Source organism: Bradyrhizobium sp. STM 3566 (assembly GCF_045571445.1).
Lineage (GTDB): Bacteria > Pseudomonadota > Alphaproteobacteria > Rhizobiales > Xanthobacteraceae > Bradyrhizobium > Bradyrhizobium vignae.
On sequence record NZ_CP120692.1, the window covers coordinates 4,020,010 to 4,045,708 of the forward strand.

Consider the following 25,699-nt stretch of genomic DNA (forward strand, 5'->3'; position numbering starts at 1 on the left):
AATTGTTTCCGATGCAAAGCGCGATCATTCTCGGCGGCGGCATGGTGGGCGTGGGTGCCGCGCTGCATCTGCAGCAGCGCGGCTGGTCGGTCACGCTGGTCGATCGCAGGGAGCCCGGCCGCGAGACCAGCTACGGCAATGCCGGGATGATCCAGGCGGAAGCGGTGCGGCCCTATCCGATGCCGCGCGATCTCGCCTCGCTCTTGAAGATCGCGACCGGCCGCACCAACGACGTGCGCTACAGCCTCTCCTCCCTCCATCTGCACATCGAGCCCCTGCTCCGCTATTGGTGGCATTCGGCGCCGAAGCGGCATCGCGAGGCGATCGCCGGCTGGGCGCGCCTGATCGCCAGCGCGACGGCCGAACACGACATCCTGATCCGCGAGGCCCATGCCGACAATCTGATCCGCCGGGCCGGCTATCGCGCGCTGTACCGCGATGCCGCCGCCCTGGAGCACTCGATCGAGGACGCGGAGCAAGATCGGCGCGAATTCGGTGTGAACTTTCGCGTTCTGTCAGGCAGCGAGTTGACAAAAGCCGAGCCGATCCTGCGCGAGGATCTGCCCGGCGCGATCCATTGGCTCGACACCTGGACCGTGTCCGATCCGGGTGCGCTGGTGACCGCCTATGCCGAGCTGTTCGCGCGCCTCGGCGGCCGGATCGTGCTGGGTGATGCGCAGTCGCTGCGGCAAACTGCGACTGGCTGGTCGGTCGACACCGATCAGGGGCGCATCGATGCTCCCCATGCCGTCGTGACGCTCGGACCCTGGTCGCCCGATCTGTTGTACAAGTTCGGCTATCGCATCCCGCTGGTGCGCAAGCGCGGCTATCACATGCATTATAGCGGCGGCGCTTCGCTCGACCTGCCGCTCGTCGACAAGGCCCGTGGCTACGCCATGGGCCCGATGGCCAAAGGAATTCGCATCACCACCGGCGCTGAGCTGACGGGCCCGGATGCGCTCGCAACACCGGTACAGCTCGCCAGCGCGGAAGCCTCCGCGCGCGAGCTGATCGATCTCGGCAAACGGGTCGAGCCGGATCCGTGGTTCGGCACCCGCCCCTGCACGCCGGACATGCTGCCGGTGCTCGGACAGGCCCCGCGTCATCCCGGCCTCTGGATGAACTTTGGTCACGGGCACCAGGGCTTTACGCTGGGCCCTGCGACCGGGCGCCTGCTCGCCGAGATCATGAGCGGCGAGACGCCGTCGATCGATCCCGCGCCGTACCGGCCGGAGCGGTTTTAACCCTCCGCGTTCGCGGCGAGCACCGCGAACACAGCCGACAGGCGCATCAGGGGGTCGTCCCGGAGCCCAAAGAAAAAGGGCTGATCGAGGATCTCGACCAGCCCTGTTACTTCAAGATCTGACAGCGCAGCTCGCGCCGTCAGATCGGATCAGTCCGTGGTGATCGCCGTCTCCATGTCGGTCGGATCGATCTGCTTGGAAAGGTTGGCGTTGAGCTTGTCGCGGTCGAGCTCGCCTTCCCACCAGGCCACGATCACGCAAGCGACGCCGTTGCCGCACAGATTGGTCAGCGCGCGGCACTCGCTCATGAACTTGTCGATGCCGAGCACGATCGCCATGCCCGGCACGAGGCGCGGATCGACCACGGCGAGCGTTGCCGCCAGCGTGATGAAGCCCGCGCCGGTGATGCCGGAGGCGCCCTTCGAGGTCAGCATCGCCACGACCAGGATCGTGAGCTGCTGGCTGAAGGAGAGATCGTAACCGAGCGCCTGCGCGATGAAGAGCGTTGCCAACGTCATGTAGATGTTGGTGCCGTCGAGGTTGAACGAGTAACCCGTGGGCACGACGAGGCCGACAACCGACTTGGAGCAGCCGAGCCGTTCCAGCTTTTCCATCAAGGTCGGCAGCGCGCTTTCCGACGACGAGGTGCCGAGCACGATCAGCAGCTCGTCCTTGATGTAGGCCAGGAACTTGAAGATCGAGAACCCAGCCAGGCGCGCAATGATGCCGAGCACGACGAACACGAACAGCGCAGCCGTGACGTAGAACGTCGCGATCAGGCCGATCAGGTTGAGGAGCGCGCCGGTGCCGAACTTGCCGATCGTATAGGCCATCGCACCGAACGCGCCGATCGGCGCTGCACGCATCACGATGGAGATGACGCCGAACACCGCATGCGCGGCGTCGTCGATGAAGCTGCGGATGGTGTGGCCGCGCTCGCCAAGGCTCATGATGGCAAAGCCGAACAGCACCGAGAACAGCAGCACCTGCAGGATCTCGCCTTGCGCGAACGCCCCGACCACGGTATCCGGAATGATGTGCAGCACGAAGTCGACCGACTTCTGACCCGCGGCCTGCTTGGCGTAATTTGCAACGGCCGCCTCGCTGGCCGCCCCACTGCCGAAGCCCGCGCCAGGCTTCACGAGATTGCCGATGAGGAGCCCGATCACCAGCGCGAAGGTCGAGACGACCTCGAAATAGACCAGCGCCTTGACGCCGATGCGTCCGACCTTCTTCGCATCCTGGATGTGGGCGATGCCGGAGACCACGGTGCAGAAGATGATCGGGGCGATCACCATCTTGATCAGCTTGATGAAGCCGTCGCCCAGCGCCTTGATCCAGTCGTTGGTGGCAACCGACGGCCAGAGCCATCCGACGATGGCGCCGAGCACGATGGCGATCAGCACCTGAACGTAGAGAATCTTGTACCACGGCTTGGCTGCGGCCGGCGCGACCGGCGCCCCCGCCATCGTTGTCGTCGTCATCGTTTCACTCCCCCTCAAACGTTGGGGCCAGCCAAGATCAACTTGGCCGGCCCTGTCAATTGGAACTGCTCTCTTATTGCGCGCTTTACCCGCGGCGATCGACGATCCGGCGGACCGCCGGCATCAGGGTCGCGCCGAGCGCATTCTTGACCAGTGAACCCGCGATGAACGGCACGATGCCGACCTGCCAGGCCTTGGCAGCACCGAGACCGATGCCGAAAGCGAGCCAGGCAAAGCCCGCAGCCAAGATGACGATGTGGCCCATGGCCATAGCCGCAAACAGCAGCACAACGCGGCGATCCCAGCCGCGCTCGGCGAGCCAGCCGGTGACAAACGCAGCCAGCACAAAGCCGAACAGATAGCCCCCGGTCGGGCCAACCAGCGGTGCAATCCCACCCACGGGACCCGCGAAAACCGGCAGCCCCATCGCACCCTCGGCGAGGTAGGCGATCATGGTTGCGCTGCCAAGGCGCCAGCCATAGGCAGCGCCGATCATCAGCACCACCAGCGTCTGCAGCGTCATCGGCACATAGGGCAGCGGCAGGTTGACCTTGGCTGACAGCGCCATCAGCGCCGTGCCGAGCGCAATCAGCACGAAGGCGCGAAAGCCGCCGACGGCCTCGCCCGGCCGGGTCGGCCACATCAACGCGGCGAGAGAAGAATGTGGTGCAGCGGCGGACGGGGCGGAACGGTCTGACAAGTTGAACTCCGGAAGGCTGTCGAAAACTGGCGGCTATTTAAGCCAGTGAGCGATCCGGTCAACTGCCTCCCGCATCTCATCGAGCGAGCGGGCATAGGAAAACCGTATGAATGAACGGCCGTGTATGGGATCGAAATCGAGGCCTGGCGTTGCCGCCACGCCCGCCTGCTCCAGCATTTGCTTGGCGAAGTCGAAGCTGTCCGAGGTGAAGTCCGAGACATCGGCATAAAGATAGAAGGCACCGTCGGCCGGCAGGAATCTCGTCAGTCCAGCCTTGGGCAATCCATCGATCAGGACACGCCGGTTTTCCTGATAGCCGTGCTTGATCTCCTCCATCTCGGCAGCGCCATCAAAAGCCGCTTCGGCCGCGATCTGCGACAGCGCCGGCACCGAAATCGACAGGTTCTGTTGCAGCCGCTCGATCGGCCGCACCAGGATATCGGGAACGACCATCCAGCCGACGCGCCAGCCCGTCATGCAAAAATACTTGGAGAACGAGTTGATCACGAGTGCGTGCCTGGACAGCGCCGCCGCTGTCACGGCGGGAAATGCGTAATCGAGCCCGTGATAGATCTCGTCCGAGATGAAGCGGATGCCTGCGTCTTCTGCGGCAGCAATGAGGCCCGCGAGCGCTTCGCGGGACATCATCGTGCCCGTCGGATTGGCCGGGCTGCCGACCAGCACGCCCTTCAACGGCGCCTCGCGATGGGCGGCGAGCAGGGCCTCGCCGGTGAGCGCATGACGCGTCTCGTTCGTGGTCTCGATCAGCACCGGTTCGCAACCGAGCGCGGTGAGGATGTGGCGGTATGGCGGATAGCCCGGCACCGTCACCGCGACGCGATCGCCAGGCTCGAACATCGACAGGAAAGCCAAAATGAAGCCGCCGGAGGAGCCTGTGGTCACCACGATCCGCTCGGGGTTGACGTCACAACCATAGGTGTCGCGATAATGCCGTGCGATGCGCTCGCGCAGGCTGGGGATGCCGAGCGCGGAGGTATAATCGATCCTTCCGGCCTCGAGCGCGGCATGGGCGGCCGCAATCGCGGTCCTGGGCGCGCCGGCCGCGGGCTGGCCGACCTCCATGTGGATGACATGGCCTCCGGCGGCCTCGATTCGGGCCGCCGCGGCCATCACGTCCATCACCATGAACGGGGGAACATCGCTGCGGCGGGAGGGCTCGAGCCACTGCCCCAACCGGTTCCTCAATGTCGCATCGTGCATCGATTTCTGCTATTCGCTGGCGGACCGATCGGGTCGGTCCGGAACACGGGGCGCTTGCGCCCCAGACTGGCCGCATTGTACGGCTCATAAGGGGCACGGCTCACAAGGGCATATCGCGTATCCGGTCCGCCGCCAATCGCCAAAACCAATCACGAAACTGCTTGATCAAGCCCGTTTGACCCAGACCGCTCGATGTTGCTGCAGACCGCATTGCGCCAGAAGGCCTCCGCCCTCACCGCCCTCGTCACGGCCGTCGCGATTGCGCTGACGCCGTTCTCGTCCGCGCACGCGCAAGCCAAGGGGCCGCCGGTCCTGCGCGACACCGAGACCGAGCAGCTGCTACGCGAATACACGCGCCCGATCCTGCGCGTCGCGGGTCTGGAGAAGCAGAACATCCAGATGGTGATCATCAACGACGGCTCGTTCAACGCTTTCGTCGCGGACGGCCGCCGCATCTTCGTCAATTGGGGCGCGATTCTGCAATCGGAGACGCCGAACCAGATCATCGGCGTGCTCGCGCACGAGACCGGACATCTGGCCGGCGGCCATCTGTCCAAGCTGCGCGAGCAGCTCGCCGCCGCGCAGACCCAGATGATCATTGCGATGCTGCTCGGCGCCGGCGCGATTGCGGCCGGCAGCACCCGCAGCTCGAGCGGCGGCAACAACGGGCTTGCCAATGCGGGCGCCGCCGCGATCTCCGCTCCGCAGGAGGTGATCCGCCGGTCGCTGCTGTCCTATCAGCGCCAGCAGGAGGAGAATGCGGACCGCGCCGGCGTGAAATTCCTGACCGCGACGCAGCAATCGCCCAAGGGCATGTACGAGACGTTCAAGCGCTTCACCAGCGAGAGCCTGTTCGCCGCGCGCGGCGCCGATCCCTACCTGCAGTCGCATCCGATGCCGGCCGAGCGCGTCGCCGCGCTGCAGGAGTTCGCAAGCTCCAGCCCCTACTGGAACAAGAAGGACGATCCCGCACTCCAGCTCCGGCATGACATGGTCCGCGCCAAGATCTCCGCCTTCATGGAGCGTCCCGAGACGGTGTACCGCCGCTATCCCCAGACCAACGACAGCCTGCCCGCGCGCTATGCCCGCGCCATCAGCACCTATTTGCACGGCGATCTGCGCAGCGCGCTCGCCCAGATCGACGCGCTGATCCAGGTTCAGCCGAACAACCCGTACTTCTACGAGGTGCGCGGTCAGGCGCTTTTGGAAAGCGGCAAACCGGCAGAGGCGGTCGCTCCCCTGCGCAAGGCGGTCGCACTCTCCAACAACGCGCCCCTCATCGAGATGTTACTTGGGCAGGCTCTGGTTGGAACCGATAATAAAGCCTACACCGACGAAGCTGTTCGGATTCTCCGCGCCGCGGTGGCTCGAGAGCCCGAGGCGGCGCTCGGCTATACCCAGCTCGCGATGGCCTACGGCCGGAAGGGAGACTATGCCGAGGCAGATCTCGCCTCGGCCCAGGCCGCATACTTGCGCGGCGACAACAAGACCGCCCGCGAGCTTGCCACGCGCGCGAAAACCCGTTTCGCCGTCGGCACACCCGGATGGGTCAAGGCCGACGACATCGTGGAGGCGAAGCCGCCGCGCAACTGACGCAACTCGAACGACGCCCGATACCACGACGTCACGACACCGAGCTCAAGTCCACCGGGACGTTTCTCGAAACTGCTTTGAACAAGAGGATTTGCCTATGCCTTCGCTGCGCCTGCTTGCTCCCGCATTGTTTGCGCTCGCCATGCTCGGCGCAGCCGTGCCCGCCTCGGCCGACGGTTTCTCCGACAGCCAGCGCACCGACATCGAGGCGATCATCAAGAGCTATCTCGTCAGCCATCCCGAGGTGCTCGAGGAGGCCATGGCCGAGCTCAGCAAGCGCCAGGCCGCGGCCGAAACGCAGAAGCACGAGGCCAGCATCGCGCAGAATGCCGACGCGATCTTCAACTCGCCGCGCCAGGTCGTGCTCGGCAACAAGGACGGCGACGTCACCTTCGTCGAGTTCTTCGACTACAATTGCGGCTACTGCAAACGCGCCATGGGTGACATGCTCGACCTCATGAAGAGCGATCCGAAGCTGAAGGTGGTGCTAAAGGAGTTTCCGGTGCTGAGCCAGGGTTCGGTCGAAGCGGCTCAGGTCGCGGTCGCCGTGCGCATGCAGGACCCCTCCGGCAAGAAATATCTCGACTTCCACCAGAAGCTGCTCGGCGGCCGCGGCGCCGCCGACAAGGCCCGCGCCATGCAGGCGGCGAAGGAGGCCGGCCTCGACACCGCGAGAATCGAGAAGGACATTGCCAGCCCCGAAGTGCGCGCCACCATCGAGGAGAACTTCAAGCTTGCCGAAGCGATGGGCATGAATGGCACGCCGAGCTACGTGATCGGCAAGCAGATCGTCGTCGGTGCCATCGGCGTGGAAGGCCTCAGGGAAAAGATCGGCGTTGCCCGCTGCGGCAAAGCGACTTGCTGAGCGACGCGACATTGCGTTGAAGGAGGCCGGCTCACAGCCGGCTTCTTTTTTGCGCGGTTCGGACCGTCGCAGTTTGTCGCGGTCGGGCGGGACCGTTCATCCGGTGTTCAGCAAACAAAGCTCGCCGGAACCTCCTGGATTTCGGAACGACCGCGCTCTCCTTTCGTTGTCGGCGCGGGCAATGACGCAAAGAAATCACGTGAGGAGAGGTTCAAATGACTAATCGCTTTTTGGTCTCGGTTGCAGCTTTGGCGCTGATCGCCGGCACCGGTTTCGCCAATGCGCAAGGAACCGGCACCAAGGACCACGGGAGTGGCCAGCAGACCCAGCACAGCACGCAGCCTTCTGGCGAGCGCAGCGACTCCATGAACAAGCAAGAGTCCATGGACAAGCAAGACAAGCATGAAAAGGGAACGGTCGGCCAGGCCGGCAGCATGAAGGATCAGCCGAGCGCTCATGACAAATCGACTCAGTCCGACAAGATGAACAAGGACCAGCCGGGTGCGATGCGTGAGAAGTCGACGCAGTCGGAGAAGTCGTCGACGGTCGGCCAGAGCCCGCGGAGCGACGAGAAGTCCAAGGGCAGCATGAGCAGGGAAACCGAGACCAAGGGCAGCAAGGACATGAAGGCCCAAGGTCAGGAAGACCGCAGCGGCATGAATGCGCCTGGTCACCAGGGTTCCCAGACTCAGACCCAGACCCAGACCGGGACCGAGCGGTCGCAGACGACCGGCCAGGCCGGCGCCGCTGCCAAGCTTTCGACCGAGCAGCGGACCCAGATCACGTCCGTGATCCGCGAGGAGCACGTCGCCCCGGTGACGAACGTAAACTTCTCGATCTCGGTCGGCACTCGCATCCCGCGTGAGGGCATTACCCTTCACGCCCTGCCGTCGAAGGTCGTGACGATCTATCCGGAGTGGCGGACCTACAAGTACGTCCTGATCCGCGATGAGATCGTGATCGTCAATCCGGACACCTACGAGATCGTGGCTGTCCTGAACGCCTAAGGCCGGACACCGGCAATCTCGGGGCGGGCAGCGATGCCCGCCCCTTTGCGTTCGGCCGGCAGCCATGCTTCGGACTGGTTAACAAGCAATTTCCGTAGTTTCCGCACAGGTATTTGCGCACTGGATGAGGTGCTTGAACCCGCCCCTGAGGCCCTTCAAGGCTTCCCCTCACGCGCTTTGTTACCTATAACCCGCCACGCCGAAGCACCTCTTCCGGGATTGGAATGGCCGAACCTGCAACCGACACGATCCTCGTCCTGAACGGGCCGAACCTCAACATGCTGGGGACGCGCGAGCCGGAAAAGTATGGCCACGCCACGCTGGCTGACGTCGAGGCGCTATGCCGCGACACGGCCGCGACCTTTGGTCTCAAGGCTGACTGCCGGCAGTCCAACCGCGAAGGCGAGCTGATCGACTTCATCCACGAGGCGCACCGGCGCAAGATGAAGGGCATCATCATCAATGCCGGCGGCTATTCCCACACCTCCATCGCGCTGCACGACGCGCTGCTCGCGGTGCAGATTCCGACGGTCGAGGTGCATGTGACCAACATCCACGCCCGCGAGAGTTTTCGTCACCATTCCTACACCGCACGCGCGGCTTTCGCCTCGCTCTGCGGTTTCGGCATCGAGGGCTATCGCCTCGCCATCCAGGGCCTTGCCGCCAAGCTCGGCATCAAGCCCAACGCCTGACGCTCCCTTCCAACAGAACATTCGGATCAAACAACATGGCGCGCCAGCCTGACGACAAAGCAGCCGCAAAGTTTTCCAGCGAGGATTCCGCGCTCGTTCGCGAGCTTGCCTTGCTGCTCGATGAGACCAGCCTCACCGAGATCGAGATCGAACGGGCCGGCCTGCGCCTGCGCGTCGCCCGCAACATCAGCGTTGCCGCGACCATGCCGATGCCGGTCGCAGCCGCTTCCGCCGCCGTGCCGGTGGCAGCGAGCGCCGCTGCGCCCGCCCCTGCCGCGGCCGATCTGTCGAAGCATCCCGGCGCCGTGACCTCGCCGATGGTCGGCACCGCCTATTGGGCGCCGGAGCCTGGCGCAAAGCCGTTCATCGACGTCGGCACCAAGGTCTCGGTCGGCCAGACGCTGCTGATCATCGAAGCCATGAAGACGATGAACCAGATCCCCTCGCCGCGCGCCGGCACGGTGACGCAGATCCTGGTCGAGGACGGCCAGCCGGTCGAGTACGGCGAGCCGCTGGTCATCATTGAGTGAGGGAGTGGCGAATGGCGAGTAGCGAATAGCTACTCTGCCCTGTTCGCCATTCGCTATTCCCCATTCGCCCCCTGAGGCACCATGTTCGACAAGATCCTCATAGCCAATCGCGGCGAGATCGCCCTTCGCATCCTCAGGGCCTGCAAGGAGCTCGGGATCGCGACCGTCGCCGTGCACTCCACTGCCGACGCCGACGCCATGCATGTGCGGCTGTCGGACGAGAGCGTCTGCATCGGGCCGCCGGCGTCCAAGGACAGCTATCTCAACGTGCCCGCGCTGCTCGCGGCCTGCGAGATCACCGGCGCTGATGCCGTGCATCCCGGCTACGGCTTCCTCTCCGAAAACGCGCGCTTTGCGGAAATCCTCGCCGAGCACAATCTGCATTTCATCGGCCCGAAGGCCGAGCACATCCGCCTGATGGGCGACAAGATCGAGGCCAAGAAAACCGCCAAGCGGCTCGGCATCCCCGTGGTGCCCGGCTCCGACGGTGCGGTTGGTCCCGATGACGACGCGATGGCGATCGCCAAGAAGATCGGCTTTCCGGTGCTGGTGAAGGCGGCGGCAGGCGGCGGCGGCCGCGGCATGAAGGTCGCGCACAGCGAGGCCGACCTCCAGCTGGCGCTTTCGACGGCGGCCAACGAGGCCAAATCCGCCTTTGGCGACGCCTCCGTCTATCTGGAAAAGTACCTCCAGAAGCCGCGCCATATCGAGATCCAGATCCTCGGCGACGGCCGTGGCGGCGCCATCCATCTCGGCGAACGCGACTGCTCGCTGCAACGCCGCCACCAGAAGGTCTGGGAGGAAGGCCCCTCGCCGGTCCTCGCCGCCGCCGCGCGGGCCAAGATCGGCGAGACCTGCGCGAAAGCGATGCGCGAGATGAAGTATCTCGGCGTCGGCACCATCGAATTCCTGTACGAGGACGGTGAATTCTATTTCATCGAGATGAACACCCGCATCCAGGTGGAGCATCCGGTCACCGAGAGCATCACCGACATCGATCTCGTGCTGGAGCAGATCCGCATCGCCGCCGGCGGCGATCTGCCGGCCAAGCAGGACGAAGTCCAGGTCATCGGCCACGCCATCGAGTGCCGCATCAACGCCGAGAATCCGCAGACCTTCCGCCCCTCGCCCGGCCGGATCCTGCAATATCATCCGCCCGGCGGCCTCGGCGTCCGGATCGATTCCGCCGTCTACCAGGGGTACACGATCCCGCCCTATTACGATTCCCTCGTCGGCAAGCTGATCGTGCACGGCAAGACCCGGGCCGAATGCCTGATGCGGCTGCGCCGGGCACTGGACGAGATGGTGGTCGAAGGCATCGAGACCACGCTGCCGCTCTTCCGTGCGCTGGTGCGCGAAGACGACATCATCGACGGCGACTACCACATCCACTGGCTGGAACAATATCTCGCCGGCAAGACGAACCCAGCCTGAGATAATCCTGCTCCTTTTGGAACCCTTTGGCCCTGATCGCGTTCTCGGCGGGGACAGTTCCAAGGGGGCGTTTTGAACTCCACCGAACGTCGACAGGTCGATCGCCGTGAGGGCTGAAGCCCACCGACGGCGCGCATTTTGGCAGATCCTGCTGCTTTCGGCGGGCCTTTTGGTGCTGACCGTTATCAGCGCCGGCTCCGTCTACCTCGTCAACAAGGCCCGGGAAGACAGTAAATGGGTGGTTCACACCATCGAGGTGGAGAGCCAGATCAACGCCCTGCTGCTCGAGGTCCGGCGTGCCGAGAGCAGCGCTCGCGGCTTTCTCCTGACGCAGGGGCCGGACTTCCTGTCAGATCATGAGAAGGCCGTCGCGGCGATCGTTCCGGCGCTCGACAAGCTCACGCGTCAGATCAGCAACGATCCGGCGCAACGCGAGAACATTGAAAAGCTGAGAGCAGCCATCGAGATCCGGCTCGACCAGTTCTCGCGCGAGATGACCTTCGTGAAGCAGGGTCAGCCCGACAGGGCCACGGCGCTGATCCGCGAGGCCGCCGCCGGCAACACCACGACCACGATCAGCAACATGGCCAACGCCATGATCCGCGAGGAGGAGCGGTTGTTCCGGCTCCGAACGGCAAATTCCGACCGCAGCCAGACCCTCTCCGCGTCGATGACCGGGATCGGCTCCGGCCTCGTCGTGCTGCTGGCGATGATCTCGATCTGGCTGGTGCGGCGCTCGGCGCGCGTGCGCGACGAGGCCGAAGCCCGCCTGCGCGACGCCAACGTCAACCTGGAAGCCGTCGTCGACGAGCGCACCGCGGACCTGCGCGAAGCCAACGACGAGATCCAGCGCTTTGCCTATATCGTCAGCCACGATCTGCGCTCGCCGCTCGTCAACATCATGGGCTTCACCAGCGAGCTCGAGGAGCTCGGCGGCGACATCTTCCGCCGGATCGGCGATCTCACCCACGTCTCCGCCGATGGGTCGTCGCTGGCCCCCGGCGCTCCCGGCGAGATCGTGCTCGAAGGCGCCGACAAGCAGCTCTCGGAGGATTTCTCCGAAGCGCTCGGCTTCATCAAGACGTCGATCGCCAAGATGGACCGGCTGATCTCGGCCATCCTCAACCTCACGCGCGAGGGCCGGCGCGAATTTCAGCCGGCGAAGATCGACACGCGGGAGCTGATCGAGGCCATCGTCTCGACGCTGGCGCACCAGGCGGCCGAGGCGCAAGCCGAGATCCACCTCGAGCCGCTGCCGAACCTCGTGAGCGACCGTCTTGCCCTCGAGCAGATCTTTTCCAACCTGATCGACAATGCGATCAAATATCTCAAGCCCGGCCTGCCCGGTGAGATCAGAATCCGCGGTCGGACCAAGCTCGGTTACGCTATCTTCGAGATCAGCGATAACGGCCGCGGGATCGATCCGAAGGATCATCAGCGCATATTCGACCTGTTCCGCCGCGCGGGAACCCAGGACAAGCCTGGCCAGGGCATCGGTCTTGCGCATGTACGTGCTCTTGTGCGTCGCCTCGGCGGTACCATGTCCGTATCCTCGGAACTGAACGCGGGCAGCACCTTCACGATCACGCTGCCGATCGCCTGGAACGTGAGCAACCGGAACTGAGATCGATGACCCAGCCTGTCACCATCATCATGATCGAGGACGACGAGGGCCACGCACGCCTGATCGAGCGCAACATCCGAAGGTCCGGCGTCAACAACGAGATCGTCGCGTTCGCCACCGGCAGCGACGCCATGCGGCACCTGTTCGGCGCCGACGGCAGCGGGCTCGTGCAGAAGGGCAATGCGCTCTTGATCCTGCTCGACCTCAACCTGCCCGACATGATCGGGATCGACATCCTGAAGCAGATCAAGGAAAACAAATATTTGAAGGCCTCGCCCGTGGTGGTGCTCACCACCACCGACGATTCCCAGGAAATCAAGCGCTGCTACGAGCTCGGCTGCAACGTCTACATCACCAAGCCCGTCAACTACGAGAATTTCGCCAATGCCATCCGGCAGCTCGGGCTGTTCTTCTCGGTCATCCAGGTCCCGCCCGCCGCCACATGAACCAGAGAATGCCGACACTGCTCTACATCGACGATGACGACGCGCTGGCGCGCCTGGTCGACCGTGGCCTGACGCGGCGTGGCTACAAGGTCGTCCATGCCGCGAGCGGCGAGGAAGGTCTCGAGCGCATCCGCCGCGCCGGCGCCGAAGGCGGCATCGATGTCGTGGCACTCGATCAGTACATGCCGGGCCTCGACGGGCTGGAGACGCTCGAGCAGATCATGGCGATCCCGGACGCGCCGCCGGTCGTGTTCGTCACCGCGTCGCAGGATTCCAGCATCGCGGTGACCGCACTCAAGGCGGGGGCGGCCGACTATCTGGTGAAGGACGTCAGGGGCGACTTCATCCCGCTGCTCCACGTCGCCGCCGAAGGCGCGCTGCGCCAGGCCGAGTTGCAGCGGGCACGCGATGAAGCCGAGGCCGAGATCCACGCCTCGCGCGACCGCTACGCGGCGCTCGCCGCCGAACGCGAGCTCTTGTTGCGCGAGGTCAACCATCGTGTCGGCAACTCCCTCCAGATCATTGCCTCGCTGCTGCACCTTCAGGCAAGCTCCGCCGCGCAGGAGGAGGTCAAGGCGGCGCTGACCAATGCGATGGGCCGCGTCGCCGCGGTCGCGCAGGTGCACCGACGCCTCTACACCTCGCAGGACCTGAAGAGCGTGGTCCTCAATCAGTATCTGGACTCGCTGCTCGAGGATCTCCGCCGCTCGGCCGAAGGCGACCGGATGTCGCGTCTGACCCTGAAGGCCGAGCCGATCGAGATCGATCCCGACCGTGCGGTCGCCGTCGGCATCATCGTCAACGAGCTGGTGATGAACGCGGTGAAATACGCCTATCCCGATGGCGCCGGCCCGATTCATGTCGAGCTGATCTCGCAAGGAGACGATCTCCTGCTCTCGATCGCCGACAATGGCGTCGGCGACAACGTCAAGGCCGATCCGCGCTCCACCGGCATGGGCCAGCGCATCGTCGCGGCCATGGCCTCAAAGCTCGACGCCTCGGTCGAACGCGACCCCGCGCATCCCGGAACCCGGATCGTGCTGAAGTTCGGCCGCATGCCCGCAGCCCCCGGCAAGACCAGCACCGCCGCCGCGAGCTGACCTCGCGACCGGCCGGCACCCGTCGCAACCGCAATGCGATCCTGCTAAGATGGCAAGCCATGACTTCGCGCGACTCCGCCCCGTCTGAAATCACCCCGGCCGTGCTGCTGCGCGCTTATGCCTGCGGCATCTTTCCGATGGCGGAAAGCGCTGACGATCCGACCCTGTTCTGGGTCGAGCCGGAGTTGCGCGGCGTCATCCCGCTCGACGGCTTCCGCGTCGCCTCACGGCTCGCGCGCACCGTGCGGTCGGATACGTTCCGCGTCACCGTCAACACCGCGTTCAAGGCAACCATCGCCGGCTGCGCGGCGCCGCAAGTAGGACGTGAGGATACCTGGATCAACAAGCGCATCCGCGACCTTTACGGTGGCCTCTTCGAGCTTGGCCATTGCCATAGCGTCGAAGCCTGGCAGGGTGACGACCTCGTCGGCGGGCTGTACGGCGTGAGCCTCGGACGAGCCTTCTTCGGCGAGAGCATGTTCCACATCGCGCGCGATGCCTCGAAGGTCGCGCTGGTGCATCTGGTCGCGCGGCTCATCCATGGCGGCTTCGAGCTGCTCGACACGCAATATGTCACCGAGCACCTGAAGAGCTTCGGCGCGGTCGAGATTTCGCGGCGACGCTATACGGCACTGCTCGACAAAGCGCTGGCGGGCGAACCCGGCGATTTCCTGAGGCTCTCCGCCGGCGAAGCCATCCCTGGCGCGCGCGCGCTCGAGATCATCGCCTCGCGGCAATAATCGATAGCGAGGCTCTAGCGGCCAAACCCGGGGATGCCGAACAGGCCCGGCCGCTGCTCCGGCGGCGGAGGGGGCGGCGGTGCCGGTTGCTGCTGCTGGATCGGTGGCAGCGGCTGCGGCGGCCGCTGCTGCACCTGCTTGGGCGCGGCCTTCTTCTGCGCCGGCGGAGGTGGCGGCGGCTTTGCCGCGGCCGGATCCGGTGCCGCGGTCGCGATGGTCTGCTGCGGCTCTTTGCAGTCGGTCAGCCAGATGTCGTAGATCGGATGCTCGACGCCGTGCAGGCCCGGGCTTGCCGCGTACATCCAGCCCGAGAAGATGCGCTTCACCTCGCCCTGCAAGGTGATCTCGTCGACCTCGACGAAGGCGTCGGTGTTGGCAGCCTCCGTCGCAGGCCGCGTGTAGCAGGCGTCGGTCTTGACCCTGAGCGCGCCGAACTGGACGGTCTCGCCGATCTCCTCGTCGAAATTGATGATGCGTCCGGTGATCTTGTCGAGACCGGAGAAGGTCGCCTTCTTGTTCACGATCTTCTGCGCCGGCGGCTCGGTCACGACCTCGTCACCCGGCTGCAGGCTCGCCGGCGTCTGCGGGACCGCACCACCCGGCCCGCCCTTCTGCTGGGGCTGGCGCTGACCGGGCGCCCCCGGAGCGCCTTGCGGACTGGGCGGAGCGATCGCGGCGGAGGGCGGCTGGTTCGGCGGCGCGAGGATCGACCCCGGCGGCGGCGCCAGGGGCTGGGTCTCGACCGGCCCGGGCATGATATTGCCCTGCCGCCCCGGAGGCGGCGGCATCGGGCGCGACGGCAGCACGCGGCCCTGCGGCGGCAGCTCGGGCACCTCTTCGTCGTCCTCGGGGATCGGCTGCGGCTGGGGCTGGCCACGCGGAATATTGCCGGGTGGCCGCAGCGGCGGCGGATCGGAGAAGATCGTGCCGATCTGCGCCTGAGCCGGCGTCGCAGCCGTCAGCGCGGTGGCGGCCAAAAGCGCCGCAAGACCGGTCAGGAAAAAGGTTTTGAACATCTCGCGCGGCTTCAACAGCGAATCGGGCTTGTTGGAACATTCTACAGGGGATACCGCCGCTCGCAGGCCCTCCGGTTAACACGCCGAATACGGCGGGGAAAGGGCGACATCCAGCCCTTCCCGACGCGGTCTGGCCAGGCCCGCCCCGGATGGGATAGTTGGAGGCCCATTCCGGGGGCCTGCCGGCCATCGCCAACACCCTGCTGAATAACTGAGATGCCCGACCGCCTCCGAACTCTCCTTGCCCTTCCCCTGCGCGGGCTGACATGGCTCGGCGGCCAGGGCACCCGCGCGGTGGCGGCCATCGCCTTCATCGCAGTCGCGGTGCCGCCGCTCGGTACGCTGCTGCGTCCCTACGTCACCGAGGCGATCTTTCTTCTGCTCTGCATCTCCTTCATGCGCGTCGATCTCGTGGCGCTGTACGGGCATCTGCGCCGGCCGGCGCTGGTCGGGGCCGCCACGGCCTGGACCACGATCGGCGTGCCGCTGATCGTCGCCCTCGCGGCCTACGCGACCGGGCTCACCACGAGTTCCCCGGGCCTTGCTCTCGCGCTGATGCTCCAGGGCATGGCCTCGCCGATGATGGCCGCGCCGGCCCTTGCCGCGCTGATGGGCCTCGATGCCACGCTGGTGCTCGTGACGCTGGTGACCTCGACCGCCCTCGTGCCCTTCACCGCTTCGCTGTTCGCGGGCCTCTTCCTCGGCGGCATGCTCAGCATCTCGCCGGCCACACTCGGCCTCAAGCTGCTCGGCATCCTCGCCGCGTCGCTGCTGGTTGCGACGGTTATCCGCCGGGTCTTCGGCACGGATGCGATCCAGCGCCACAAGCAGCCGATCGACGGTCTCAACATCGTCATCCTCTTGGTATTCGCCTCCGCGGTGATGGGCGATGTCGCCAGCGATCTCGTCGCCGACCCGCTGTTCACGATCGCCGTCGCGCTGCTCGCCTTTGCTGTCTATTTTGCCCTGCTCGCCGCGACGACGCTGATCTTCCGCCGCGTCGGAACCGAGCGCGCCTTCGCCATCGGCCTGATGGTGTCACAGCGCAATCTCGGGCTGATGCTGGCTGCCACCGCTGGCGCGCTGCCGGCGACGACCTGGCTCTATTTCGCGCTGACGCAGTTTCCGATTCATCTTGCGCCCTATCTACTGACGCCGATCGCACGGCGATTGACGGCGCGCGTAAGCGACACCGCGGTGGCTCCAGGCAGCGTTATATGAGTCCCTGCATCGTCGCCCTGCTGGAAGCCTCCACAGACCCGTAAGCCTCACGGATTGCGCGGTCTCTTCTTCTTGCATTCCGCCAATATCCAGTCGCGGAACGCTGTCATCGCATGCGAAAGCCTTTTGGATTTCAGGGACGTGAGCCAGTAAGATCCCAGAAACACTTCGTGGTCATAGGGACAAACCAGCCGCTTGCGCGACAGATCGTCCGCAAACAAGACGACCGGCAATAGTGCGACTCCCGCGCCTTGAGCTGCCGCATGCGCCAGGGAGACCGACGAGTCGAAGGTCGGGCCAGTCATCCGCGGTTGCCTGCATTTTGCCACCTCGAACCAGTGCGCCCACTCGCCCGGGCGATACGATCGCAACAGCACCTCCTTGTGGAGATCGACTGGATCTTTAAGACGCTTGGCTACAACAGGCGCGCACATCGGCGTGAAATGCGCCTCGACCAGGCGCTCGGCATTCGTTCCGTGCCACGCGCCGTCGCCAAATCGAATGGCGTAGTCCAGTCCTTCGCCGCCGAGGTCCACGCGGTTGTTGTTCGCAAAGATCCTGACGTCGATATGCGGATGGCTCGAGGTGAATCTCCCCATGCGCGGAAGCAGCCAACCGGAAGCGAACGTGCCGACCACACCGATCGCCAGACTTTCGCGCATCCGACCGTTCTCGAAGCGATCCAGGACCTGGTTGATCTGGCCGAAGGCGCTGGAGATGACAGGCTGAAGCGCCTCGCCTTCTTCCGTGAGAGCAAGGCCGCGGGTCAGCCGCTTGAAAAGCTTGACGCCCAGACTCTCTTCCAAAGTCCGCACCTGCTGGCTCACGGCAGCCTGCGACACCCGCAGTTCGAGACCGGCCTTGGTGAAGCTGAGATGACGCGCGGCCGCTTCGAAGGAGCGGAGCGCGTTCAGGGGCAGATTGGAAATTTTGGCAGGGCGGCGGGCCACGTTTGATCCAAGTTTTACTTATGGATGGCCTCACGAAGCATCGTTTGTCAATTTCTGAAGCCAGACGCAAAAACTCCTCGCAATCTACGGGAGGTCTCGATGCTCACACGACGTCAATTCGGCTCATCAGCGCTTGCGGTTGCGGGAAGTCTCTTCCTGCCAAATGTCTCGGGCGCTGCGTCAGGCGAAACTGCGGCGCTCATCGAAGCCATCAAACAATTGGAACTGAAGAGCGGCGGCCGGCTCGGCGTCTCCGTGCTCGACACGGCGACGGGCGTTCCCATTCATTACAGGGGGGACGAACGCTTTCCCATGTGCAGCACATTCAAGGTTCTTGCGGCGGCAGCAATACTCAAAGACGCCGGCAGCAGGCCGGAACGTCTCGAACGGCGCGTTCGGATCGAGCAGGCCGACATCGTCGAGAACTCGCCCATCACGCGCGAGCACGTGGGCGGAGAAGGAATGACGCTCCGTGAACTCTGCGATGCCGCCATAACCAGGAGCGACAACACGGCCGGAAATGCGCTTTTGAAAAACATCGGTGGCCCCGCCGGGTTGACCAGCTTTGCGCGGAGCCTTGGCGACATCCTGACAAGATTGGATCGCACAGAAACCGAACTGAACGAAGCCGCGCCCGGCGATCCCCGCGACACCACGACGCCGAATGCGATGGCCGCAAATTTCAGGCGCTTGCTGCTTGGTGACGTCCTCCTCCCGGAGGGGCGCGATCAACTCGGCAAATGGCTCATCGCCAACAAGACCGGGGATGCTCGTTTACGCGCGGGCCTGCCGCAAAGCTGGCGCGTTGGCGACAAGACGGGAGCCGGTGAACACGGCACCACCAATGATGTCGCCATCGTGTGGCCGCCCGAGCATTCGCCTCTCATCATTGCGGTCTATCTCACCGGCGCATCGCTCGATTCCGGTGGACGAAACGATGTGATCGCATCCGTCGGCCGGGCAGTCGCCAAGGGTTTTAGCTGACAATCGTGTTTCCCGCCCTACCCAGCCCGCGCCGCCCGCCGCAGTGCCTGCGGCGGCTGGCCGAAGGCGCGGATGAAGGCGCGCCGCATCCGTTCGGGGTCGCGGAATCCGGTGGTTTCCGCAACGCGCTCGATCGCCTCGCGCGAGGACTGCACGCGTTCGCGCGCCACTTCGAGCCTGAGCCGCTCGACCGCCTTGGAGGGCGTCGTGCCGGTCTCGGCGGCAAAGGCGCGCGCAAAATGCCGGGCGCTCATGCCGGCGCGATCGGCGAGATCCTCCACCGAGAGCGGCGCGTCGAGATTTTCGCGCGCCCAGGACAACAGTGTACCGAAGCGGCCGTTCGGCGTCTTCAGCTCCAAGAGCGATGAGAATTGCGACTGGCCGCCGCTGCGGCGGTGGTAGAGCACGAGCTGGCGCGCGGTCTGTTGCGCGATCTCCTCGCCGTGGTCCTCGGTGATCATCGCGAGCGCGAGATCGATGCCGGCGGAGATGCCTGCCGACGTCCACACATTGCCGTCGCGGGTGAAAATCCGGTCCGGCTCGAATTTGATCCTCGGATAGCGGGCGACGAATTCGCGCGTCCGCCCCCAATGCGTGGTGGCGCGGCGGCCGTCGAGCAAGCCTGCTTCGGCCAGCACATAGGCACCGGAGCAGACGCTCGCGACCCGCATGCCACGCTTTGCGAGCCGCTGCACGAAAGCCCGCGTGACCTCACAGCGCGCGGCGTCCGCGACGCCCGTGCCGCCCGCCACGACCAGCGTCGTGATCGCGTTCGCCGATTTGAAGTCACGCGCCATCATCTCGACGCCGGACGAACTGCGCACAAGTCCGGGCTTTGCCGCCAACACGCGAATGAGAGGTGGCTTGCCGATGCAGCGGGCTGCGATCTCGAACGCCGAGATCGGGCCTGCCGCATCGAGCAATTGGAAATCCGGGAAGATCAGAATGCCGATCATGGGCCAAGCCGTCATGGTATGTCCGAAACCGAGGGAATTATGCCATTTCGGACAAGAGGGCATCATGCCATCCTGCCGGCGTCAAGCTCGTTATTGGAGGATCTGCCGATGTCGTCACCGCTCCAGATTGGCCTGGTGGTGTTCCCACGCGTCACCCAGCTCGACTTCACCGGCCCCTTGCAGGTGTTCGCAATGGTTCCGGACGCAAAACTGCACCTGATCTGGAAGCGGATCGAACCGGTGCCAAGCGATTCCGTGATGACGTTGACGCCGACCACGACGTTTGCGGACTGCCCTCAACTCGACGTGGTCTGCGTGCCCGGCGGCAGCGGCACCAACGACCTGCTCGACGACGAGGAGGTGCTCGACTTCCTGCGCAGGCAGGCCGGCGGCGCCAAATACGTCACCTCGGTCTGCACGGGATCGCTGGCGCTCGGCGCCGCCGGTCTCTTGAAGGGCTACCGCGCCGCCACCCATTGGAGCGCGATGGAGATGCTCGCCCAGTTCGGCGCGATACCGACCAAGACGCGCGTCTGCATCGATCGCAACCGCATCACCGGCGGCGGCGTCACGGCCGGCATCGACTTCGCGCTGACGCTGGTGTCGATCCTGGTCAACCGCACCACGGCGGAAGCGATCCAGCTCCAGATGGAATACAATCCGGCTCCACCTTTCAATTCGGGCTCACCCGACACCGCGTCCGCTGAAGTGCTGGCGCTGCTGCGGGAGCGCGGCGCGCAAAACCAGGCGCGGCGGCTCGAGGCGGTGAAGCGGGGTGCGGAGCGGGTGAACTAAATTCCGATCTCGTGTCCCGGACGCGCCGCAGCGCGCAGCGGTGCGGCGCCGAGCCGAGACCCATATTTGGACGGCCACGCGGTCCGTTGCGTCATGGGCCCCGGCTCTGCGGCGCACCGCTGAACCGGACGATGCTTCGCATCTTCGGGGAAGCACTGCACTGCGTCCGGGGCTCGTTGAGCTTCGTGCTGGTCTCCAGCAGAAAAAGGCCGCTCGGTTTCCCAAGCGGCCTTTCCTGCCTTACGGCGGCTGCACATTTACATCGGGCGATTTCGGAGCTTCCAGACCGGGGGCCTATCTCCCGATCGAGTCCTTCCTCGGCGGCCGCTGCATTTCGGGACGGTCGCGAGCTGTTGCCCGAACCGAACGCGATGGTCTCCCATCTCCGTAAGATGGGATCATTGAGCCGCATCGCCCGCGCCGGCGCAACGCCCGCGCAAGCGACATCCCCGCTGTTCCCGTTGTCCACAGCGGCGCGGCGCGGATGCATCCTGCATCCGCTTCGGACGGTGGCGGTTCGCAGCTGGGCCGAAAGACTAGCCGGGTGTCCAGGGCTGGTAATCGCCGGTCGCCTTCGGACGCCGGCCGCTGGCAAGCGTCGAGCCTGAGGGACGATAGGCCTTCGCCGTGCCGGTGAGATTCGGCTGGTGCGGCTTTTCCCACTCGCGCGGCTGGTAGTTGATCTCGGTCGGCGGAGCGTCGACGACGTGATGGATCCAGCCGTGCCAGGACGGCGGAATCCGGCTCGCCTCAGCATAGCCGTTATAAATCACCCAACGCCGCTCGAAGCCGAGCGCCGGATCGATCGCCCCGCCACGGGTGCGGTAGTAACGGTTGCCCTGCTCGTCCTGGCCGACCAGCTCTCCGTACCGCTTGGTCCAGAGCTGGGTGCCAAAAGTCTGGCCATTCCACCAGGTGAAGAATTTGAGGAAGAATTGTTTCATGCGGCAAGGGCCCTGCTTCGTCGGGCCCTGATGCCATCCGGGCAGCGAAATGTCCAGTTCGGCAGGCGTGTCGGTGCCCCTTCAAATCCGCCTGCCGCGCACGCCTCTGCCGCAAAGCGGACGCGATTTATTCATGCCCGGTACAGCAGCAGGGTCCGAGGCTCCATTCGCGCGCAAACCGGCGTGATCCCAGGAACCCCGGCGCTTTCGTAGGGTTTGCTTTCCGGGAAAGGAGTTTGACCATGAACAGTCTGAAATTCTTGAGTGCCGCCGCGGCGGTGGCGCTGGTTCTTCCGTTGGCGACGCCGAGCTTTGCCCAGAATCGTCCCGCATTGGGCGGAGGCGGCGGCGGTGCCCATGTCGGCGGCGGTGGCGGCGGTGCTCACGTCGGTGGCGGCGGCTTCGGTGGCGGTGCGCGGATGGGTGGCGGCGGCGGCGCGGCCTTCCATGGTGGCGGCGGCAATTTCGGAGGCGGCGCCGCAATGCGTCCAAGCGGCGGCAGTTTCACGGCGGGCGCAGCGATGCGTCCGAGCGGCGGAAGTTTCGCGGCGGGCCCTGCGGTCCGTCCGAGCGGCGGCACGTCCTTTACCGGCGGTGCGGCGCGCAACTTCGCAGCCGCCGGCGGCACCTGGCAGGGCCGCAGCGGCAACTGGAGCGGCGGAAATAACTGGAATGGCGGACGCTGGCATCATCGCCATGGTGGCGGCGGCTTCTGGCCGGGCTTCGCGGCTGGCGCCGCGATCGGTGGCCTCGGCTCCTACGCTTACTACGGCGGCGGGTACGGCTATTATGACGATCCCTACTACTACGACAGCTATTATGACGAGCCGACGGTTGCGGTGGTACCGGACAGCGGCGGCGACTCCGCTGCCTATTGCGCGCAGCGCTACAAATCGTACGACCCGGCCTCGGGCACCTATCTCGGCTACGACGGCCTGCGGCATCCTTGCCCGTAAGCAGGACGCCAAGAAACAAATTGCCCAGGCGTGAGGCAGAAGGCGTCGCAGCGATGCGGCGCCTTTTTCGCAATCGGCGTGTTCCTCATCGTTTCGGCTCATACCAGCGCGTGAAAGGAATAAATACAATTCGATGCAAATGGACCTTTATGCACCGAACCGTGCATATCCTATACGATCCAATCCCAAATTGACCCGACCCGCGATTCGCGGATATCACAAACCACAGTGGAGACTTCGATCACCTGGGAAGTGTCATGCCGCGTATTCTCGTGGTTGATGACGATCCGATGGTCGGCGCGACCATCGAAGTCCTCCTCCAACGTCAGGGCTTCGACGTCACGCTGACCGACGGCGGCGAAACAGGACTGGCTGCGCTGGAATCGCAGACCTTCGACGCGATGCTGGTTGACATCTTCATGCCGCATATGCGCGGCTTCGAATCCATCCGGATCTTTCACGAGCGTGCCCCGACCACTCCGCTGATCGCGATGTCGGGCTACGCCTTCGCCTCATCCGCCTTGCCCTCTCCCGATTTTCTCCGCATGGCGCTTGAACTCGGCGCAACGCGCTGCCTGCGCAAGCCGTTCACGCCGGAAGCGCTGCTGACCACGATCCAGGAATGCCTCACCGGCGGAAGCGGGAGCGCACAGAAGGACAAGAAAGAAGCCCCTTGATTCCAACGCAGCGCGTCATTCTCGGTGCTGGACTTGCCATCCTCCTGATCATCACCGCGGCCTCGATTGCCCTCGACGTCAAGTCGCGGTCCGACGCGGCGTGGGTCAATCATATCGTCCAGGTGCAGAAGAAGATCTCCGATCTGCGCGTGCTGCTGCGCCGGGCCGAGAGCGCCGCGCGCGGCTACGAGCTCTATCGCACTCCGGCCTTCGGCGATGAGTTCCAGGCGGTGCAGGGCAGGATCGCGCCGGCGCTCGCCGACCTCAAGCGCGACGTGCGCGACAATCCCGATCACGTCGCGCTGCTGGAGGGCACCGAGCCGCTGGCGCTGCGCCGGATCGACATCGCCGCCGCAGCGATGCGCCTGCGCGCCGAGAACGACCAGGCCGGCATCACCGCGCTCAACAGCAAGGCCGAGGGCCGCGGCCTCATGGACACGGTGATGGGCAATCTCGACCATCTGAGCGCCGAGGAAGAACGCCTGCTCAACGCGCGCTCCCAGGATTCGCGCCGCACCGGCATCGTGCTGCTCGGTATCGACGTCGCCGGCGCCGTGCTGATCCTGCTGCTGGTCGCGCTGGTGATGCGCGAAAGCCGGCGCGCCACGGGGGAGCTGCAGAGCTCGCTCGAGCAGACACAAGCCGCCAAGGTGGCGCTCGAGGCGGCCGTGGCCGAGCGCACCGAGCATCTGGTCACCGCGCATGACGAGCTGCGGCTGTCGATCAACGTGCTCCAGAGCACGTTTCGCAGCATGGCGGAGGCGGTGCTGGTCATCGACGTCGAGGGCAATGTCCTTCTGTCCAATCCCGCCGCCGAGCGCATCCTAGTGCATCGCACCGGCATGAATTTGAACAATCTGCGCGCGCTGTCCGATGTGTTTCACGGCGACGGCGTCACGCCGCTCGAGGCCGACGAGCTGCCGTCGACGCGCGTGCTGCGGGGCGAGCAGTTCGAAGAGCTGGAGATGATCGTCCGCCCGCACAGCGGCAATCCTCCTCGTCATCTCATGATCAGCGGCCGGCCGATGCGGGACGGGCAAGGCAACATCTCCGGCGCGGTGCTGGTCTATCACGATGCGACGACCTCGCGCGAAACCGAGCGGCAGCTTTACCAGTCGCAGAAGCTGGATGCGATCGGCAAGCTGACCGGCGGCGTCGCGCACGACTTCAACAACATGCTGACAGTCATCTCCGGCAATACCGAGACGCTGGTGGAGAGCCTGAAGGGCCAACCCGAACTTCAGCGCACGGCACGGCTGATCGACGATGCCGCCGAGCGTTGCGCCGAGCTGATCCAGCATCTGCTGGCATTTGCGCGCAAGCAGCCGCTCGAGCCGCGCAACGTCGACATCAACGCCGCGATATCAGACATCGCAAAGCTTCTGCGCCCCACCCTCGGCGAGCAGATCCAGATCGAGACCGTGCTGGAACAGGGGCCGATGACGACGCATATCGATCCGTCCCGGCTCACCAATGCCGTGCTCAACATGGCGATCAACGCGCGCGACGCCATGCCGAACGGCGGCAAGCTGTTGCTGGAGACCCACCGCGTGGTGCTGGACGAAGCCTATGCGCAGGCCAATGCGGAGGTTCGGCCCGGCCCTTACGTGATGCTCGCGGTCAGCGACACCGGCACCGGCATGCCCCCCGACGTCCAGCAGAAGGCGTTCGAGCCCTTCTTCACCACCAAGGAGGTCGGCAAGGGATCTGGCCTCGGCCTCTCCATGGTTTACGGCTTCGTCAAGCAGTCCGGCGGCCACACCAAGATTTACAGCGAGGAAGGCCACGGCACCACGATCAAGCTCTATCTGCCGCCGGGCGAAGGCGACGCGGACGTGGCAGCCAGTGTCGCGCCGCAGGCCGAAGGCGGCGCCGAGACCATTTTCGTGGTCGAGGACGACCCCTTGGTGCGCAACTTCGTCACGGCGCAGCTCCAGAGCCTCGGCTACAAGACGGTGGCCGCCCCCGACGGCAAAGCCGCGCTGGAATTGATCGAGGCCGGCCAGACGTTCGATCTGCTGTTCACCGACGTCGTCATCCCAGGCGGGATGAGCGGACGCGAGCTCGCCGAAGAGGTGGCAAGGCGCCGGCCGGGTGTGAAAGTGCTCTACACCTCCGGCTACACCGACAATGCCATCGTCCATCACGGCAAGCTGGATGACGGCGTGCTGCTGCTAACCAAGCCCTATCGGAGAAACCAGCTCGCCGAGATGATCCGCAAAGCGCTGAACGGCGGCGGGATGGCGGCGAGCTAGCGCGTGAACTGCGAAGGCGCGCGGCAGTCACACGATCTATGAGGTTGAGGGCCCTGGCTCAGGATGTGAGTTCCAATTGTCCTCTTGGGACGCCGTAGCTCGCCCGGATCCGCGCCGGAGGTGTTCGGACACCGCGTTATGCAACGAGTAAGGCCGTTTTGATCCCGATCGGGCTGGTCTCAAGTAAAAATGAAGCGCATCTCAAGGACAAATCGTTCCACCCGGCCCAACCTGCTGCATGCTCTCGGCGACAAATGTTGGAGCC

General features: G+C 65.0%; 24 protein-coding genes. 17 read left to right on the forward strand and 7 right to left on the reverse strand.

The window, feature by feature from the left end; all coding sequences use genetic code 11:
- Positions 1-11: 11 nt before the first annotated feature.
- Entirely contained in the window at positions 12-1,244 is a 1,233-nt protein-coding gene (locus tag P6U27_RS19365; RefSeq protein ID WP_407192351.1) for an NAD(P)/FAD-dependent oxidoreductase, read from the forward strand.
- Positions 1,245-1,393: 149 nt separating this feature from the next.
- Here P6U27_RS19365 and P6U27_RS19370 read toward each other — a convergent pair whose 3' ends face one another.
- The 3 genes from P6U27_RS19370 to P6U27_RS19380 form a co-directional block, all read right to left on the reverse strand.
- On the reverse strand, positions 1,394-2,728 hold the full coding sequence (locus P6U27_RS19370) for a dicarboxylate/amino acid:cation symporter (protein ID WP_122403432.1): 1,335 nt from the start codon (positions 2,726-2,728) through the stop codon (positions 1,394-1,396).
- Between the two features lie 85 nt (positions 2,729-2,813).
- Positions 2,814-3,371, reverse strand: a complete 558-nt coding sequence (locus P6U27_RS19375; protein WP_407194461.1) for a biotin transporter BioY — start codon at positions 3,369-3,371, stop codon at positions 2,814-2,816.
- Between the two features lie 90 nt (positions 3,372-3,461).
- Positions 3,462-4,649 carry a pyridoxal phosphate-dependent aminotransferase gene (locus P6U27_RS19380; protein ID WP_407192352.1) on the reverse strand — a complete coding sequence of 396 codons (1,188 nt, stop codon included), beginning with the start codon at positions 4,647-4,649 and terminating at the stop codon, positions 3,462-3,464.
- A 192-nt stretch (positions 4,650-4,841) separates the two neighbouring features.
- Between P6U27_RS19380 and P6U27_RS19385 the strand changes: the two genes are divergently transcribed.
- The 10 genes from P6U27_RS19385 (at position 4,842) to aat (ending at position 14,680) form a co-directional block, all read left to right on the forward strand.
- The gene (locus P6U27_RS19385; RefSeq protein ID WP_407192353.1) at positions 4,842-6,242 is read left to right on the forward strand and encodes a M48 family metalloprotease; all 1,401 of its coding nucleotides are present in this window, start codon (positions 4,842-4,844) and stop codon (positions 6,240-6,242) included.
- A gap of 97 nt (positions 6,243-6,339) precedes the next feature.
- Positions 6,340-7,107, forward strand: coding sequence for a DsbA family protein (locus P6U27_RS19390; protein WP_122403436.1), 768 nt, complete (start codon positions 6,340-6,342; stop codon positions 7,105-7,107).
- A gap of 215 nt (positions 7,108-7,322) precedes the next feature.
- Positions 7,323-8,114: a DUF1236 domain-containing protein gene (locus P6U27_RS19395; protein ID WP_122403437.1), complete on the forward strand. Its 792-nt coding sequence runs from the start codon at positions 7,323-7,325 to the stop codon at positions 8,112-8,114.
- A 224-nt stretch (positions 8,115-8,338) separates the two neighbouring features.
- Complete coding sequence (gene aroQ, locus P6U27_RS19400; RefSeq protein WP_122403438.1) at positions 8,339-8,806, forward strand: type II 3-dehydroquinate dehydratase; 468 nt, start codon at positions 8,339-8,341, stop codon at positions 8,804-8,806.
- 35 nt (positions 8,807-8,841) lie between these two features.
- On the forward strand, positions 8,842-9,336 hold the full coding sequence (gene accB / locus P6U27_RS19405) for an acetyl-CoA carboxylase biotin carboxyl carrier protein (RefSeq protein WP_122403439.1): 495 nt from the start codon (positions 8,842-8,844) through the stop codon (positions 9,334-9,336).
- Between the two features lie 81 nt (positions 9,337-9,417).
- On the forward strand, positions 9,418-10,770 hold the full coding sequence (gene accC, locus P6U27_RS19410; RefSeq protein WP_129142852.1) for an acetyl-CoA carboxylase biotin carboxylase subunit: 1,353 nt from the start codon (positions 9,418-9,420) through the stop codon (positions 10,768-10,770).
- 106 nt (positions 10,771-10,876) lie between these two features.
- The gene (locus tag P6U27_RS19415) at positions 10,877-12,394 is read left to right on the forward strand and encodes a CHASE3 domain-containing protein (protein WP_209295854.1); all 1,518 of its coding nucleotides are present in this window, start codon (positions 10,877-10,879) and stop codon (positions 12,392-12,394) included.
- Positions 12,395-12,399: 5 nt separating this feature from the next.
- Positions 12,400-12,840: a response regulator gene (locus tag P6U27_RS19420; RefSeq protein ID WP_122403442.1), complete on the forward strand. Its 441-nt coding sequence runs from the start codon at positions 12,400-12,402 to the stop codon at positions 12,838-12,840.
- The gene (locus tag P6U27_RS19425) at positions 12,837-13,940 is read left to right on the forward strand and encodes a sensor histidine kinase (protein ID WP_129142854.1); all 1,104 of its coding nucleotides are present in this window, start codon (positions 12,837-12,839) and stop codon (positions 13,938-13,940) included. Before P6U27_RS19420 ends, P6U27_RS19425 begins: the two co-directional genes overlap by 4 nt.
- 59 nt (positions 13,941-13,999) lie before the next feature.
- Positions 14,000-14,680 carry a leucyl/phenylalanyl-tRNA--protein transferase gene (gene aat, locus P6U27_RS19430; RefSeq protein WP_407192354.1) on the forward strand — a complete coding sequence of 227 codons (681 nt, stop codon included), beginning with the start codon at positions 14,000-14,002 and terminating at the stop codon, positions 14,678-14,680.
- 14 nt (positions 14,681-14,694) lie between these two features.
- Here aat and P6U27_RS19435 read toward each other — a convergent pair whose 3' ends face one another.
- Entirely contained in the window at positions 14,695-15,696 is a 1,002-nt protein-coding gene (locus P6U27_RS19435; protein ID WP_407192355.1) for a DUF2155 domain-containing protein, read from the reverse strand.
- Between the two features lie 216 nt (positions 15,697-15,912).
- On the opposite strand from P6U27_RS19435, the gene P6U27_RS19440 reads away from it, so the two are divergent.
- Positions 15,913-16,917: a Na+-dependent transporter gene (locus P6U27_RS19440; RefSeq protein ID WP_407192356.1), complete on the forward strand. Its 1,005-nt coding sequence runs from the start codon at positions 15,913-15,915 to the stop codon at positions 16,915-16,917.
- Positions 16,918-16,964: 47 nt separating this feature from the next.
- On the opposite strand, the gene P6U27_RS19445 is transcribed toward P6U27_RS19440, so the two are convergent.
- Positions 16,965-17,867 carry a LysR substrate-binding domain-containing protein gene (locus P6U27_RS19445; protein WP_407192357.1) on the reverse strand — a complete coding sequence of 301 codons (903 nt, stop codon included), beginning with the start codon at positions 17,865-17,867 and terminating at the stop codon, positions 16,965-16,967.
- Positions 17,868-17,966: 99 nt separating this feature from the next.
- Between P6U27_RS19445 and bla the strand changes: the two genes are divergently transcribed.
- On the forward strand, positions 17,967-18,851 hold the full coding sequence (bla, locus tag P6U27_RS19450; protein WP_407192358.1) for a class A beta-lactamase: 885 nt from the start codon (positions 17,967-17,969) through the stop codon (positions 18,849-18,851).
- Between the two features lie 17 nt (positions 18,852-18,868).
- Here the strand turns inward: bla and P6U27_RS19455 are convergent, their stop codons facing one another.
- Entirely contained in the window at positions 18,869-19,807 is a 939-nt protein-coding gene (locus P6U27_RS19455; RefSeq protein ID WP_129142939.1) for a GlxA family transcriptional regulator, read from the reverse strand.
- A 108-nt stretch (positions 19,808-19,915) separates the two neighbouring features.
- Here P6U27_RS19455 and P6U27_RS19460 point away from each other — a divergent pair, with 108 nt between their 5' ends.
- Positions 19,916-20,602 carry a DJ-1/PfpI family protein gene (locus P6U27_RS19460; protein WP_407192359.1) on the forward strand — a complete coding sequence of 229 codons (687 nt, stop codon included), beginning with the start codon at positions 19,916-19,918 and terminating at the stop codon, positions 20,600-20,602.
- 536 nt (positions 20,603-21,138) lie between these two features.
- Here P6U27_RS19460 and P6U27_RS19465 read toward each other — a convergent pair.
- Positions 21,139-21,546 carry an NADH:ubiquinone oxidoreductase subunit NDUFA12 gene (locus tag P6U27_RS19465; RefSeq protein ID WP_122403447.1) on the reverse strand — a complete coding sequence of 136 codons (408 nt, stop codon included), beginning with the start codon at positions 21,544-21,546 and terminating at the stop codon, positions 21,139-21,141.
- Between the two features lie 242 nt (positions 21,547-21,788).
- Here P6U27_RS19465 and P6U27_RS19470 point away from each other — a divergent pair, with 242 nt between their 5' ends.
- From P6U27_RS19470 to P6U27_RS19480, 3 genes are all read left to right on the forward strand, one after another.
- Positions 21,789-22,502, forward strand: a complete 714-nt coding sequence (locus tag P6U27_RS19470; RefSeq protein WP_162500293.1) for a BA14K family protein — start codon at positions 21,789-21,791, stop codon at positions 22,500-22,502.
- 257 nt (positions 22,503-22,759) lie between these two features.
- On the forward strand, positions 22,760-23,179 hold the full coding sequence (locus P6U27_RS19475) for a response regulator (RefSeq protein ID WP_122403449.1): 420 nt from the start codon (positions 22,760-22,762) through the stop codon (positions 23,177-23,179).
- Positions 23,176-25,434, forward strand: a complete 2,259-nt coding sequence (locus tag P6U27_RS19480) for a CHASE3 domain-containing protein (protein ID WP_407192360.1) — start codon at positions 23,176-23,178, stop codon at positions 25,432-25,434. Before P6U27_RS19475 ends, P6U27_RS19480 begins: the two co-directional genes overlap by 4 nt.
- Positions 25,435-25,699: the final 265 nt, after the last annotated feature.

What these genes read in the sequence shown, in the direction of transcription:
- P6U27_RS19460 (WP_407192359.1), top strand. Translation starts at nt 19,916, where the DNA reads ATGTCGTCACCGCTCCAGATTGGCCTGGTGGTGTTCCCACGCGTCACC.
- aroQ (WP_122403438.1), top strand. Translation starts at nt 8,339, where the DNA reads ATGGCCGAACCTGCAACCGACACGATCCTCGTCCTGAACGGGCCGAAC.
- P6U27_RS19385 (WP_407192353.1), top strand. Translation starts at nt 4,842, where the DNA reads ATGTTGCTGCAGACCGCATTGCGCCAGAAGGCCTCCGCCCTCACCGCC.
- P6U27_RS19380 (WP_407192352.1), bottom strand. Translation starts at nt 4,649, where the DNA reads ATGCACGATGCGACATTGAGGAACCGGTTGGGGCAGTGGCTCGAGCCC.
- P6U27_RS19390 (WP_122403436.1), top strand. Translation starts at nt 6,340, where the DNA reads ATGCCTTCGCTGCGCCTGCTTGCTCCCGCATTGTTTGCGCTCGCCATG.
- P6U27_RS19435 (WP_407192355.1), bottom strand. Translation starts at nt 15,696, where the DNA reads ATGTTCAAAACCTTTTTCCTGACCGGTCTTGCGGCGCTTTTGGCCGCC.
- aat (WP_407192354.1), top strand. Translation starts at nt 14,000, where the DNA reads ATGACTTCGCGCGACTCCGCCCCGTCTGAAATCACCCCGGCCGTGCTG.
- P6U27_RS19425 (WP_129142854.1), top strand. Translation starts at nt 12,837, where the DNA reads ATGAACCAGAGAATGCCGACACTGCTCTACATCGACGATGACGACGCG.
- P6U27_RS19440 (WP_407192356.1), top strand. Translation starts at nt 15,913, where the DNA reads ATGCCCGACCGCCTCCGAACTCTCCTTGCCCTTCCCCTGCGCGGGCTG.
- P6U27_RS19375 (WP_407194461.1), bottom strand. Translation starts at nt 3,371, where the DNA reads ATGTGGCCGACCCGGCCGGGCGAGGCCGTCGGCGGCTTTCGCGCCTTC.
- P6U27_RS19475 (WP_122403449.1), top strand. Translation starts at nt 22,760, where the DNA reads ATGCCGCGTATTCTCGTGGTTGATGACGATCCGATGGTCGGCGCGACC.
- P6U27_RS19465 (WP_122403447.1), bottom strand. Translation starts at nt 21,546, where the DNA reads ATGAAACAATTCTTCCTCAAATTCTTCACCTGGTGGAATGGCCAGACT.
- P6U27_RS19395 (WP_122403437.1), top strand. Translation starts at nt 7,323, where the DNA reads ATGACTAATCGCTTTTTGGTCTCGGTTGCAGCTTTGGCGCTGATCGCC.
- bla (WP_407192358.1), top strand. Translation starts at nt 17,967, where the DNA reads ATGCTCACACGACGTCAATTCGGCTCATCAGCGCTTGCGGTTGCGGGA.
- P6U27_RS19470 (WP_162500293.1), top strand. Translation starts at nt 21,789, where the DNA reads ATGAACAGTCTGAAATTCTTGAGTGCCGCCGCGGCGGTGGCGCTGGTT.
- P6U27_RS19420 (WP_122403442.1), top strand. Translation starts at nt 12,400, where the DNA reads ATGACCCAGCCTGTCACCATCATCATGATCGAGGACGACGAGGGCCAC.
- accC (WP_129142852.1), top strand. Translation starts at nt 9,418, where the DNA reads ATGTTCGACAAGATCCTCATAGCCAATCGCGGCGAGATCGCCCTTCGC.
- P6U27_RS19365 (WP_407192351.1), top strand. Translation starts at nt 12, where the DNA reads ATGCAAAGCGCGATCATTCTCGGCGGCGGCATGGTGGGCGTGGGTGCC.
- P6U27_RS19370 (WP_122403432.1), bottom strand. Translation starts at nt 2,728, where the DNA reads ATGACGACGACAACGATGGCGGGGGCGCCGGTCGCGCCGGCCGCAGCC.
- P6U27_RS19455 (WP_129142939.1), bottom strand. Translation starts at nt 19,807, where the DNA reads ATGATCGGCATTCTGATCTTCCCGGATTTCCAATTGCTCGATGCGGCA.
- accB (WP_122403439.1), top strand. Translation starts at nt 8,842, where the DNA reads ATGGCGCGCCAGCCTGACGACAAAGCAGCCGCAAAGTTTTCCAGCGAG.